This is a genomic window from Xanthomonas arboricola pv. juglandis (assembly GCF_905367715.1).
Lineage (GTDB): Bacteria > Pseudomonadota > Gammaproteobacteria > Xanthomonadales > Xanthomonadaceae > Xanthomonas > Xanthomonas arboricola.
Window position 1 is genome coordinate 3,620,255 of the sequence record NZ_HG999362.1, and the last position, 12,718, is coordinate 3,632,972.

General features: G+C 68.6%; 9 protein-coding genes and 2 pseudogenes. 7 read left to right on the forward strand and 4 right to left on the reverse strand.

The features are described 5' to 3' along the window. Positions 1-8: 8 nt before the first annotated feature. From KHN93_RS15725 to KHN93_RS15755, 7 genes are all read left to right on the forward strand, one after another. On the forward strand, positions 9-770 hold the full coding sequence (locus KHN93_RS15725) for an HpcH/HpaI aldolase family protein (protein ID WP_211920688.1): 762 nt from the start codon (positions 9-11) through the stop codon (positions 768-770). Continuing rightward, positions 771-2,903, forward strand: a complete 2,133-nt coding sequence (locus KHN93_RS15730) for a TonB-dependent receptor family protein (RefSeq protein ID WP_211920690.1) — start codon at positions 771-773, stop codon at positions 2,901-2,903. Positions 2,904-3,136: 233 nt separating this feature from the next. Then, entirely contained in the window at positions 3,137-4,363 is a 1,227-nt protein-coding gene (locus KHN93_RS15735; RefSeq protein WP_211920692.1) for an ATP-grasp domain-containing protein, read from the forward strand. Next, positions 4,360-6,162 carry an IucA/IucC family protein gene (locus KHN93_RS15740; RefSeq protein WP_211920694.1) on the forward strand — a complete coding sequence of 601 codons (1,803 nt, stop codon included), beginning with the start codon at positions 4,360-4,362 and terminating at the stop codon, positions 6,160-6,162. Before KHN93_RS15735 ends, KHN93_RS15740 begins: the two co-directional genes overlap by 4 nt. Further along, a complete protein-coding gene (locus KHN93_RS15745) occupies positions 6,159-7,355 on the forward strand; it encodes an MFS transporter (protein WP_047130442.1) in 1,197 nt (398 codons plus the stop codon). Before KHN93_RS15740 ends, KHN93_RS15745 begins: the two co-directional genes overlap by 4 nt. Beyond that, on the forward strand, positions 7,333-9,102 hold the full coding sequence (locus KHN93_RS15750; RefSeq protein WP_047130441.1) for an IucA/IucC family protein: 1,770 nt from the start codon (positions 7,333-7,335) through the stop codon (positions 9,100-9,102). The genes KHN93_RS15745 and KHN93_RS15750 overlap by 23 nt, the downstream gene beginning before the upstream one ends. Next, positions 9,099-10,388 carry a type III PLP-dependent enzyme gene (locus KHN93_RS15755; protein ID WP_047130440.1) on the forward strand — a complete coding sequence of 430 codons (1,290 nt, stop codon included), beginning with the start codon at positions 9,099-9,101 and terminating at the stop codon, positions 10,386-10,388. Before KHN93_RS15750 ends, KHN93_RS15755 begins: the two co-directional genes overlap by 4 nt. Here the strand turns inward: KHN93_RS15755 and KHN93_RS15760 are convergent. The 4 genes and pseudogenes from KHN93_RS15760 to KHN93_RS15775 form a co-directional block, all read right to left on the reverse strand. Continuing rightward, a complete protein-coding gene (locus KHN93_RS15760; RefSeq protein ID WP_230673905.1) occupies positions 10,292-11,203 on the reverse strand; it encodes an AraC family transcriptional regulator in 912 nt (303 codons plus the stop codon). The genes KHN93_RS15755 and KHN93_RS15760 overlap by 97 nt on opposite strands. A 75-nt stretch (positions 11,204-11,278) precedes the next feature. After that, positions 11,279-11,480 (reverse strand): annotated as a pseudogene (locus tag KHN93_RS15765) (histidine phosphatase family protein); the annotation flags it as partial. Continuing rightward, complete coding sequence (gene cobT, locus KHN93_RS15770; protein WP_024940845.1) at positions 11,477-12,523, reverse strand: nicotinate-nucleotide--dimethylbenzimidazole phosphoribosyltransferase; 1,047 nt, start codon at positions 12,521-12,523, stop codon at positions 11,477-11,479. The pseudogene KHN93_RS15765 and the gene cobT, both read right to left, overlap by 4 nt. Continuing rightward, positions 12,520-12,674, reverse strand: a pseudogene (locus KHN93_RS15775) (bifunctional adenosylcobinamide kinase/adenosylcobinamide-phosphate guanylyltransferase); the annotation flags it as partial. The gene cobT and the pseudogene KHN93_RS15775, both read right to left, overlap by 4 nt. Between the last annotated feature and the right edge of the window lie 44 nt (positions 12,675-12,718).

Genomic DNA, 12,718 nt, shown 5'->3' on the forward strand with positions numbered 1-12,718 from the left:
CCTCATCCATGACGTTTGCGGTTGGCGTTCTCAACGCAGTGCCAAGCGTGCAGTTGTGCGAGCTGCTGGGCCGCATCGGCTACGGCTTTGTGGTGCTCGATCTGGAACATGTGCTGCGCGCGCCGGACGAACTGGAACACGCCATCCGTGCCTGCGAGCTGTCCGGCTGCGAGGCCTGGGTGCGCGTGCCGGAGGTGGACGAAAAACTGATCGGCCGCGTGCTGGATGCCGGCGCGCGCGGGATCGTGATTCCACGCGCCGAATCGGCCGCGCAACTGGCCGATGCCATCGCCGCGGCACGGTTCCCGCCACTGGGGCGGCGCGGCATCACCGGCGGGCGCGTCACCGGTTTCGGCAATATCGACCTGACCACCTACATCGCGCAGGCCAATCGCGATATCCGCATCGTGCCGATGATCGAAAGTGCCGCCGGCATTGCGGCAGTGCCCGAGCTGCTGGCGCTGCCCGGCGTGGCACTGGTGATGGAAGGCGCACTGGATCTTGCGCTGGACCTGGGCCTGGGCCCGCAACCGACCCATCCACAGGTGTGGGAGCTGCTGCTGCAACTGCATGCGCATTGCGTTGCGGCCAACGTGCCGTTCTGCCCCAATCCGCGCACCGACGCGCAACGCGCGCACTGGCTGCAACAGCCGGACCTGCGCTGGCTGCTGGCGGGCGAAGACCGCGCGCTGATTCAACGCGCACTGCGCGGCCACCTGGCCAGCTTCGCCGCACCCACTCCACCACCCGCCTGCAGGAGCACGCCGTAGATGTCGACGTTCCGTTTCCACGCCCTGACCATCGCCATCGCTGCGGCCACCTGGGCCCTGCCGCCGTTGGCGTTCGCCACCGAGTCGCCGGATGCGGCGGCCACCGATGCGCAGACGCCGATCCGTGCGCTGGACACGATCCAGGTGCAAGGCAGCCTGCTCGGGCGTTCCAGGCCCGACGACGTGCAGCGCTATGCCGGCAGCCGCCAGGTGATCGACCGCGAGCAACTGCGCAATGGCGGCAACCGCTCGCTGGACGATGCCTTGCAGCGCGTGCCTGGCATCAAGATCTTCGACGAGACCGGCACCGGTGCGTTGCCGCAGCTGATGCTGCGCGGCCTGTACGAGAGCCGCAGCGGCCGCGTGCAGGTGCTGGAAGACGGCATTCCGCTGGCACTGGCGCCGTACGGGCAGACCAGCCTGTCGTTGTTTCCGGTGGGGCTGAACCAGATCGACCGCATCGATATCGTGCGCGGTGGCGCGGCCGTGCAGTACGGGCCGAACAACGTCGGCGGGGTAATCAATCTGGTCAGCAAGGAGATCCCCAGCGAGTGGAGCACCACGCTGGCGCACAAGGTCACCGCCGGCGGCCAGGGCCAGTTCCTGCAGGACAGCGCGCTCAGCAGCGGCGGCTACCTCACCGACAACCTCGGCCTGCAGGTCGATGCCAATCGCACTTACGGCGAGTACTGGCGCGCGCACAGCGATACCGACATCAGCAATCTGCGCGTGCGTGCGGAGTGGTGGCTGGACGACACCAAGTTGCTCAAGGCCAGCGTGCAACGCTATCTGGTCGACATGGATCTGGCCGGCGCGCTCAGCCCGGACGATTACCGGCGCGACCCGCGCCAGTCCACGCGCCCGCTGGACAGCTTCAATGGGCGTACCACGCGCGCATCGTTGAGCTACGAGCAGTTGTTCGGAGACTGGGGGCCGCTGAAAGATGTTCGGTTGTCCTGGACCAACTTCAGCGCGCGCAGCAGCCGCAACTTTATCGTCGGCATGCGCCAGGCCGCCACCGAAACCTGGCGTTCGGACTTGCCACCACAACTGCGCCAGACCGCACCGCGCGACTTCCGCGTGGTCGGCAGCGAGCCGCGGCTGAGCTGGAGCATGGGCGATGCCGGTGGCGTGCGTCAGCAGTGGACCGCCGGCGTGCGTGCGGTGCACGAGGACATCGACTTTTTGGTCGGCAATCTGCGCCTGCGCGATGGCCTGTTCACCAGCGTGCGTGACTGGCAGTTCGAAGACCGCGCACTGGCCGCCTACGTCAGCAATGCGATCACCCTGCCCGACGAACGCCTGACCATCACCCCGGGCCTGCGCTACGAGCGGCTGGATTCGCGCTATTTCAATCGTGCCACCGGCCTGCGTACGCTCAACCAGACCCGCGATGTGTTGCCGGGTCTGACGGTCGGGTTTCAGGCCAACGAACAGTGGTTCTTCTATGCGGACGGGCAGCGCTCGCTGCGTGCGCCGCAGGTCACCCAGATCATCTTCGGCAACAACCTGGATGCCGAACTTGCATGGAATTACGAAGCCGGCACGCGCTACCAGCCCAACGACCGCACCCGCATCCAGCTCGGTGCCTATCTGATCGATTTCGATCAGCAGATCCAGCTGGACAACACCACGCGCGTGTTCCGCAACCTCGGCAAGACCCGCCATCAAGGCGGCGAACTGGAACTGCAATGGAGCCCGGAAAACCTGCGCGCGCTCACCCTCAACGCCGGTTATGCGTATCTGGATGCCAGCCAGGAATCGGGTGCATTCCGCGGACTGCGCGTGCCCTACACCTCGCGCAACCAGATCACCCTGGGCGGCAACTACACGCTCGGTCACACCACTGTCGCACTGTCGAGCTACTACTTCAGCAAGGCCTACAGCGATGCGGCAAACACCGTGCAGGAGAACGCGATCGCCTCGGTCGGCGAGCTGCCGTCGTACTGGGTATGGAACACGCAGGTGAGCCATACCCTGTTCGAACGCGATGGACAAAAATTCAGCGCGTCGCTGGCGATCAACAACCTGTTCGATCGGCAGTACTGGTTCCGCGGTGTGGATACCAGCCCGTGGGGCCGCCAGGCCGCACCGTCGCGCACCGTCACCGCCGGGCTGGAGTACACGTTTTAGGCCTTCGACCCGGCACATGCCGTAGCGACCGACGTACAGGGGCGTCGGTCGGCTGACGGCAACGGCGCTCGCGCTGGCGGGCGCCGCAGACAACACGGCGTGCATGACGCACGTCTCCCTGCCGCAGCATGCGGCATGCGATCACCGTATCGCAGGCCACCCAACGCCCCTGCGGCGCCAGGCAGCCCGTTTCAGTACCGGTTTTTCCACCGTCCTGTTGAACGAGAGCTGCCATGACTGCCACATCCGCTGCACCGTTGGTGATCCTCACCCATGTCTGCCATCCGGCCATCACCGAAGGGTTTCTTCCGGCCGCGCATGCGCTCGGCCTGCCGGTGTGGCTGCTGACCGACCACCGACTCGATCACCTCAGCCATTTCCGCGAGCATCCGGCGCATGCACCACAACGGGTGATCGAATGCGATGTGTTCAATCCGCTCGGCGTGCTGGATGTACTGCACGACGCCGATGTATCGCCGTGCGCGGTGTTCAGCAACAGCGATCATCTGCAGACCAGCACCGCGCTGGTCGCAGCGGGTCTCGGCCTGCCCGGCAAGGACTGGCAGGTCTGCTACGCGGCCAAGAACAAGGCGGCGATGCGTCAGCGCCTGCGTGCGCGTGGGCTGCCATCGCCGTGGTTCTGCACGCTGGCACCGGGCGCCGCATTGCCGGCTGACATTCCGTGGCCGGTGGTGGCCAAACCGCGCGAAGGTGTCGCCAGCCTGGACGTGCGCCACTGTGCAGACGCCGCGCAGTTGCAGGCCTATCTGGACGATGTGTGGCAGCGCCATCCGCAGCGCACCGTGCTGCTGGAAGGCATGCTGGAAGGCGCGCTGTTCACGCTGGAAACGCTGGGCGACGGCCACACGCTGCAGGCGCTGGGCGGCTTCAAGGTGCGTTTGTCGCCGCCGCCGCACTTCGTGGAATGCGAGGCGCAATGGGATGCCCGCGTGGACACGCCGGTGATTGCGCAGGCGCTGCAACAGCTGCGCAGCTTCGGGGTCGGCTTCGGGCTGTGCCATAGCGAATTCATCCTCACCAGCGACGGCCCGGTGCTGGTGGAGATCAACTACCGCAGCATCGGCGACCGCCGCGAGTTCCTGCTCGACGACATGTTCGGCAGGCAGTGGTTCACCGCCGCGCTGGCGCCGCATCTGGGCCTGCCGCTGCCGCAGCTGCGCTGCGATCGCGCCCATGCCTTGCTGCGTTACTACGTCGCCGAGCAGGACGGCGAGCTGGTGACCGCCAGCGAAGATCGCCGCCACCATGATGCGCACAGCGATGTGCAGTACCGGCGGATGCGCGCGCCCGGTGAACGCATCCGCCTGAGCCATTCCAACAAGGATTACCTGGGTGTGCTGAGCGCGGTGGCCAGCGATGCACAGGCGCTGCAACAGGCGGTGGTGCATGCCGAAGCGGGGCTGCAGTGGCGGATCGATGGCGCGGAGCTGCGCGCATGAGCAGTGCCGCCGACCAACGCTATATCGCCACCCGCATCATCGATGCCTGCCTGCGCGAGGACCTGCGCGGCATCGCCACCCGCGGCAGCGCCGCAACGCCCGAGGCAGGCGTGCTGGCGGCATGGACCGACCCCAGCCCGGTGGAGGGCTGGTGGCGCATCGCGCATCTGCCCGACGGCACGCTGTGGTTACCAATCCATCGGCAGGGCTATCTGCAGGACATCAGCGCCTGCGGCGACAGCTGGATCGTGCAGGGTGCCGACTGCGCGCATGTCGAACGCGGTGCGCAGGCCTGGCTGCAACGCATGAGCGCGCAGCTGGACAGCGAGACGCAACAGCTGCATCGCGCCTACGCCGAAGAAGCCGAGTGCGCTGCCGCCCACCTGGGCCTGGCGCGCCAGGCCTACGACGCGCAGGCGCCTGCGCTGCTCAATGCCTTGCAGCATGCAGATGCAGCCGAGCGGGCGTATCGCTGCGATCAACTGGCCAGCTATCGCGATCATCCGTTCTATCCCACCGCACGTGCCAAGGCCGGGCTGGATGCCTCGGAACTGCGCGATTACGCACCGGAATTCGCCCCCACCTTCGCGCTGCGCTGGCTGGCGGTTCCGCGTGCGCAGGTCAGCTGCACCAGTGAAGCGCCGGCCGAGTTGTGGCCGGACTTCGCCACGCTGGGCCTGCCGCCTGCGCTGGCCGACACGCATGTCGCCTGGCCGGTGCATCCGCTGGTGTGGGCGCGGCTGGAGCAGGACGGCTTTGCACTGCCGCCAGGCACACTGCGGGCGCCGCAGGCCTGGCTGGAGGTGCGCCCCACCCTGTCGGTCCGCACGCTGGTGCCGCTGCAGCATCCGCAGCTGCATCTCAAGCTGCCGATTCCGATGCGCACGCTGGGCGCGCTCAATCTGCGCCTGATCAAGCCCTCCACGCTGTACGACGGCCACTGGCTGGAGCGCGCACTGCGGCGCATCGATGCGCTGGATCCGGCCCTGCGCGGCCGCTGCGTGTTCGTGGACGAATCGCATGGCGGGCATGTGGGACAGACCCGTCATCTGGCCTATCTGCTGCGGCGTTACCCACCGCTGGACGCCACCACGCTGGTGCCGGTGGCCGCGCTGTGCGCGCGGTTGCCCGATGGCCGGCCGATGGCGATCCATCTGGCCGAGCGCTTTGCGCAGGGCGATGTGCTCGGCTGGTGGCGCGAGTACACCGAGCTGATGCTGGCGGTGCATCTGCGTCTTTGGCTGCGCTACGGCATCGCGCTGGAAGCCAATCAGCAGAACAGCGTGCTGGTCTACGCCGATGGCCAGGCGACGCGGCTGCTGATGAAGGACAACGACGCCGCGCGCATCGCGATGCCGCAGTTGCGCGCGCAGCTGCCGGATCTGGACGCGTTGGGCCCGCTGCACGATGCGCGCATCGCGGTGGACCAGCCGCAAGCCCTGGCGCAGATGTTCTGCACCATCGTGCTGCAGCTGGATCTGCAGGCGGTGCTGGAAGGCCTGGCCGAATGGCAGCCGGCGCTGCGCGCGCCGCTGTATACGCAGTTGCAGACGCAGTTCGCCTTGACGCTGGCGCAGCTGGATGTCGATGGCATCGATACTGCTCCCGCACGTCGCCTGCTGGCCGCACCGCGGCTGCCGGTGAAGTACCTGCTCAGCGCCGGCAGCCTGCTCAGCAAGCAACTCACCGGTGCGAGCGACATCAACAAGTTCTACGGCGATAGCGCGCCCAATCCCTTCGGCGACGCCTTCGCCGGCGCGCAGCACAGGCCGCGTCGGCAGGCGGGTGCCCAGCGATGAAGCGCATCCTGGGCCCGGTGCTGGCCGCGCATTACCTGGCCGCCTTCACCGCACTGGGCATGCCGTTGTTTCTGCCGCAGGTGCTGGCCGAACTGGCACCGTCTGCGGCGGTTGGCTGGAGCGGCGTGCTGTACGTGTTGCCGACGCTGTGCACCGCGTTGACGGCCGGCACCTGGGGGCGCCTGGCCGACCGCTATGGACGCAAGCGCTCGCTGCTGCGTGCGCAGCTGGGGCTGGCGCTGGGCTTTGCGATCGCCGGCTTCGCGCCGTCGCTGAGCTGGCTGGTGATCGGCCTGATCGTGCAAGGCACCTGCGGCGGCTCGCTGGCGGCGGCCAATGCGTACCTGGCCAGCCAGCCGCAGGCCGGCCCGCTGGCGCGCGCGCTCGACTGGACGCAGTATTCGGCGCGCTTGGCGATGGTCAGCGCGCCCGCGTTGCTGGGCCTGGCCGTGGCGCTTGGCCCGGCGCAGTCGCTGTATCGCGCGCTTGCGCTGCTGCCGCTGCTGGCGTTCGCGCTGACCTGGCGTCTGCCCGCCGACCGGCCTACGCCGCGGCCGACCGCGCCCACTGCGCAGTCCGTGCCCTCCAGGCACGTGGCTGCGTCGGCGCCATCGGCGTCAGCACCGGCCAGCGCACTGTGGCCTGCGTTGCTGATCGCGCAGTTCCTGTTCTGCTTCGCGATGGTGGTGACCTTCCCCTACTTCATCCCGTACGCGCTGGCGCGCGGCGCCGGCCACGACGCGCTGGCTGGCCTGCTCTACAGCCTGCCGCACCTGGTCTATCTGGTGGTGCTGCCGTGGTGGCGGCGCGGCGATGGCGAGGCCTGGCTGGTACCCGGCCTGGTGCTATTCGCGCTGGCCTGCCTGTGGCAGGCGCTGCTGCACGACGCCATCGCATTGGCAGCGGCACGCCTGCTGTTCGGGTTCGGCATGTTGTTCGGCCTGCGTGGGCTCAACCGCAGCCTGGCGCTGGTCGCCAGCGGGCATGGCGCCGGGCGCCTGTTCGGCCGCTTCGATGCCTGCGGCAAATGGGCCGGCGTGTTCGCCGGTGCCGCTGCCGGTGCGCTGGCCCAGGCGGCCGGCCCTGCCACCCCCTTCCTGGCTGCCGCGCTGGCTGCGGCGGCCGCTGCGCTCACCGTTCTGGTGCGCTTCCCTTCGAGGAGATCTGCCGATGTCGCCGCACACGATGCATGACCCCTGGTACGACAGCATGGCCGACGCGCAGGCCTGCAGTTGCTGGTTGAACTGCTACCTGCGCGAGTTCGCGATTCCGCAGCGCGCAGCGGACTTCGATTACCGCGGGCTGGATCGCCCCGGCCCGCGCGTGGCCGAGCAGCGCTGGCTGCGGATCGATCTAGGCGACACCGGCGCGCTGTGCGTGCGCATCGCCTATGCCGATCGCCTGGGCCGCTGCCGCTTTGCCTCCACGCCGTTTCTCAAGAGCGCCGGCCAACCGTGGCAGAGCCTGGACGCGCATGCCTTGGCGCGTTGCCTGCTGCAGGCGCTGGGCAGCACGCAGGCGGTCAACCCGGAACTGCTCGCGCAAAGCGCCAACAGCGTGGCGATCACTGCCGCACTGCTGCGCCAGGCACAGGGCACCGCCGCGACCGGCGAGGCGATGATCGACGCCGAACAATCGATGCTGTGGGGGCATGCCTTGCATCCCACGCCCAAGAGCCGCGAAGGCGTCGATCTGGCGCAGGTGCTGGCCTGCGCGCCGGAAGCACGCGCCGCGTTCCAGCTGTTCTGGTTCCGCATCGACCCACGGCTGCTGCGCATGCAGGGCCGCGATGTGCGTGCCAGCCTGCGGCAACTCTCCGGCAGCGACGCGCTGTATCCCTGTCATCCGTGGGAAGCGCAGCGCCTGCTCGACGACCCGCTGCTGCGCACCCTGCAGGCGCGCGGGCTGATCGAGCCTGTCGGCATGCTGGGCGAGGCACTGCGGCCCACCTCGTCGGTGCGCACGCTGTATCACCCGGAACTGGATTATTTCCTCAAGTGCTCGGTGCATGTGCGGTTGACCAACTGCGTGCGCAAGAACGCCTGGTACGAGCTGGAAAGTGCGGTCGCGCTCACCGAGCTGCTGGCACCGAGCTGGCGTGCGCTGGCCGTGCAGGTGCCGGGCTTCGATGTGATGCTGGAGCCGGCGGCCACCTCGCTGGAGGTCGCCCAGGTCGATCCCGCCTTGCACGACGCCGACCCGCTGGCGGCGCGTGGCCTGTCGGAGAGCTTCGGCATCCTGTACCGGCAGACCCTGCCCGCCGCGCAACGCGCGCGTTGGCAACCGCAGGTGGCCGCCGCGTTGTTCACCTGCGATGCGCAGGGCAACAGCGTGTGTGCGTCCAGGCTGCAGGCATTGGGCGGCGCGCAGATGGATCGCCACACCGCCACGCTGCTGTGGTTCCGCGCCTATGCCGGCTTGCTGCTGGACGGGGTGTGGAGTGCCCTGTTCCAGCACGGCATTGCGCTAGAACCGCACCTGCAGAACACCGTGATCGGATTTGCCGATGGCTGGCCGACGCGGGTATGGATCCGCGACCTGGAAGGCACCAAGCTGCTCGCACATCACTGGCCCGCCACGCGCTTGCAGGGCGTGGGCGAACGCGCGCGGCAATCGCTGTACTACACGCCGGAACAGGGCTGGAATCGCGTGGCGTATTGCGCGCTGGTCAACAATCTGGCCGAGGCGATCTTCCATCTGACCGAAGGCGATGCCGTGCTGGAGGCGCGCCTGTGGCAATGCGTGGGCGAGCTCGCCGCACGCTGGCAACAGCGCCATGGTCCGCAAGCCGCGCTGCAGGGCCTGCTCGACGGCGCGCCGCTGCCCGGCAAGAACAACCTGGGCACGCGGCTGTGGCAACGCGCCGATCGCCAATCCGATTACACCGCACTGCCTAATCCGATTCCACGCATCGCAGCGGCACGGCGGGTGGCGGCATGAGCCTGCGCATCGATACTGACGCAGTGATGCAGGCATTGCCGGGCATCCGCGACCAAAGCGATGGCCCGCTGTGCGCCTACGTCTACGACCTGGCCGCACTGGATGCGCATGCGGCCTGGATGCGCGCGCAACTGCCGGCCGACTGCGAGCTGTTCTACGCGGCAAAAGCCAATGCGGAGCCGCCGATCCTGCACACGCTCGCCCCGCACGTGGATGGCTTCGAGGCAGCCTCCGGCGGCGAACTGGCCTGGCTGCACACGCAACAACCCCGGGCTGCGTTGTTGTTCGGCGGCCCTGGCAAGCTCGATGGCGAACTGGCCCAGGCCGTCGCACTGCCCGACTGCACCGTGCATGTGGAAAGCCTGGGCGAACTGGAACGCCTGGCCACGATCGCGGCGCAGGCCGGCCGCTGCGTGCCGGTGTTCCTGCGCATGAACATCGCAGTGCCCGGCGCGCAGAGCACGCGCCTGATGATGGGCGGGCAGCCCTCGCCGTTCGGCCTGGACCCGGACGATCTGGATGCGGCGATCCAGCGGCTGCGGGCCAGCCCCTCGCTGCGGCTGGAAGGCTTCCATTTCCATCTGATGTCGCATCAGCGCGATGCCGGCGCGCAGCTGCATCTGATCGCCGCCTACCTGCGCACCGTGCAGCAGTGGCGGCAGGCCTACGCGCTTGGCCCGTTGCGGGTGAATGCAGGCGGCGGCTTCGGTGTGGATTATCTGGCGCCGGAATCGTCGTTCGACTGGGCAGGCTTCTGCGCCGGCTTGCCTGCCTTGCTACGCGAACACGGCCAGGCACTGCGCCTGCGGCTGGAACCCGGGCGCTATGTCAGCGCCAGCTGCGGCTGGTATCTGATGGACGTGCTGGACCTCAAGCGCAGCCACGGCGCGTGGTTTGCGATCGCCCGCGGCGGCACCCATCACTTCCGCACCCCGGCCGCGCAAGGCCACGATCACCCGTTCCGCGTATTGCGTGGCAGGCATGCGCCGGTGCTGCGCGACACCCTGGTCACCCTGGTCGGGCAGCTGTGCACACCCAAGGACGTGCTGGCGCGCAACCAACCTATCGCAGCGCTGGCGCCAGGCGACTGCCTGGCCTTCCCGCTGGCCGGCGCGTATGCGTGGAATATCTCGCACCAGCAGTTCCTGATGCATCCGCCGCCGCAGATGGTGTTCCTGCCGGTGGCAGCTCAGGCGGCGGCATCGGCGTGCGTCGCGGGCCGGACCGGCACACGGATGTCGGCACGCAGCTCTGCCTCTGCCACCGCTTCGGGGTCGTCCAGGTAGAGATAGTGCAGCGGCGCATCGCGCAGGACGTAGCCGCTGTCGGGCAGCCATTGCGCGAGCACGCGGTCGAGCGCGTCTTCGATACCTGCATAAGAGCCCACATGACGCAGCACTGCATGCGCGCCGCCGTCGAGCTGGCGCAGTTGCAGCGGCGCCGGCGGCGACAGTGCGGCGTCGAAGACCATGCCGCATTCGAACAGATGCCGATGTGCCGGCACATCGCGGTGGTCGCTAAGCGGCAGGCCGATCAAGGCCTGCAGTTGTTCGATTGCACCGGCGCGCTCGGCCCAGGCCGCGATGCGGCCGAAGCCACGGTCCAGATCGTCGAAGGCGCCGCGCTGGCGCAGCACCACCACTTCCAGCGGATCGAGCATTTGCACCAGCACCTGCAAGGGTGCGCCGGACATCTGCGGCGGCAGCGAGGGCATGGCCAGCTGCTGCAGTTTCTGTGCGCGCACCGCGGGCGCGTTGCGCAAGCTGCTCGGGCTGGCCTGCAACAGGCTGCGGAACGCGCGTGCCAGCGCCTGCGGGGTCTGATAACCCACCGCCAGCGCCACCTCGGTCACCGTGCTGGCCGGCTCGCCCAGCAGATGCAGCGCATAACTCAGCCGCAGCCGCGCAATGGTCTGCCCCAGGGTTTCGCCGGCCAACGCGCGATAGACCCGATGGAAATGATGCGGCGACTGCTGCGCGACTGCCGCCAATGCGGCCAGGTCCGGCAGCGGTTCGCCGGCGCGAATGCTGGCCTGCAGATGGGCGACGACGCGCTCGACGCTGCGCTGGCGATTGAAGACGACCGAAGCAGCTGCTGGCATGGGCGTTTCCTGTTGGACAGCCCCAGCATCGCGCAGATCGGCACGGCGCGCGGTCCCGATCTTGCGCAACGTCGCTGGCGCGTTCGGCTGCATACAACCCGGTGGCGAACCAGGCGCAGGTGTTACAGCGTCGAGGCCACCACCGCATCCCATGCGCCATCGGCGGTGGCCGCGCGCAGTTGCTGCCTGCCAGTTAAGCGAGCGGGTCGTCGAGCTGACCGCGGTCGCTGTGCTAGCCAGTGTCGCCGTACCGCAGCAAGCTGATCTGCACACTCATGCGTCGGACACGCCGGCTTCGGCAAACGTGGCCATGCCGTTGTGCAAGGCGCAGGCGTGACGCAGCAGCGGAATCGCCACCGCTGCGCCGCTGGCCTCGCCCAGGCGCAGGTCCAGTTGCAGCAAGGGTTCGGCATCCAGTGCGCGCAGCAAGGCGGCGTGGCCGCGCTCCTGCGAGCGATGCCCGAACAACAGCCATTCGCGCACGCCGCCATTGAGATGGGTGGCGACCAGCGCCGCGGCGGTGCTGATGAAGCCATCCACCAGCACCGGAATCCCGGCCTGCGCAGCGGCGATGTAGGCACCGACCAGGGCGGCGATCTCGAAACCGCCCAGCCGGCGCAACCGCTCCAACGGCGTCGCAGCATCGGCATGCAGGGCCAGCGCACGGGTGATTACGGTGGCCTTGTGGGCGATGCCCTCGGCATCCAGCCCGGTGCCGGCGCCGGCCATCGCCTGCGGAAATTGCGACAGCAGCGCGCAGCCCAACGCCGCGGCCGAGGTGGTGTTGCCGATGCCCATTTCGCCGCCGACAAACAGCTGCGTGTCGCAACTCTTTGCCTGGGCGACGCTTTCGGCGCCCGCGGCAAGCGCGTCGCGCAACTGGGTGGAACTCATCGCCGGCTGCTCGCAGATGTTGGCACTGGCCGGCGCGATCCAGGCACGCCGCACCCGCGGCAACTCGCCCGGGTCGTTGACCACGCCCAGATTGACCACTTCCAGGCGCGCACCGAGCTCGCGCGCCAGCACCGCAATGGCGGCGCCACCGCGGGCGAAATTGCGCACCATCTCGCCGGTGACCGCCTGCGGAAACGCAGACACGCCCTCGGCGGCGACGCCGTGGTCGGCGGCATACACCGCGATCCAGACCCGCTGCACGGTGGGGTGCTCATTGCGCTGCCAGGCCGCCAGCTGCACTGCCAGCTGTTCCAGCCGGCCCAGCGCGCCGTGCGGCTTGGTCAGTTGCTCCTGCCGCGCCAGCGCAGCCGCGCGCACGCGCGCGTCCGGCACCGCACAGGCACCATGGATCCAATCGCTTGTCACACCGCCTCTCCCGTCAGAACCATCGGCAAACCTGCCACCACCAGCACCACACGCTCGCACTGTAGCGCCAATGCCTGGTGCAGCCGGCCGGCCTGTCGACAAATCGACGCGTGAGTTCGCCCAGCGGCACGACGCCCTGCCCCACCTCGTTGCGCGCTCACCTCACAGTGCGCATGCACGGCGCAACAGCCGCGC

What these genes read in the sequence shown, in the direction of transcription:
- KHN93_RS15725 (WP_211920688.1), top strand. Translation starts at nt 9, where the DNA reads ATGACGTTTGCGGTTGGCGTTCTCAACGCAGTGCCAAGCGTGCAGTTG.
- KHN93_RS15730 (WP_211920690.1), top strand. Translation starts at nt 771, where the DNA reads ATGTCGACGTTCCGTTTCCACGCCCTGACCATCGCCATCGCTGCGGCC.
- KHN93_RS15735 (WP_211920692.1), top strand. Translation starts at nt 3,137, where the DNA reads ATGACTGCCACATCCGCTGCACCGTTGGTGATCCTCACCCATGTCTGC.
- KHN93_RS15740 (WP_211920694.1), top strand. Translation starts at nt 4,360, where the DNA reads ATGAGCAGTGCCGCCGACCAACGCTATATCGCCACCCGCATCATCGAT.
- KHN93_RS15745 (WP_047130442.1), top strand. Translation starts at nt 6,159, where the DNA reads ATGAAGCGCATCCTGGGCCCGGTGCTGGCCGCGCATTACCTGGCCGCC.
- KHN93_RS15750 (WP_047130441.1), top strand. Translation starts at nt 7,333, where the DNA reads ATGTCGCCGCACACGATGCATGACCCCTGGTACGACAGCATGGCCGAC.
- KHN93_RS15755 (WP_047130440.1), top strand. Translation starts at nt 9,099, where the DNA reads ATGAGCCTGCGCATCGATACTGACGCAGTGATGCAGGCATTGCCGGGC.
- KHN93_RS15760 (WP_230673905.1), bottom strand. Translation starts at nt 11,203, where the DNA reads ATGCCAGCAGCTGCTTCGGTCGTCTTCAATCGCCAGCGCAGCGTCGAG.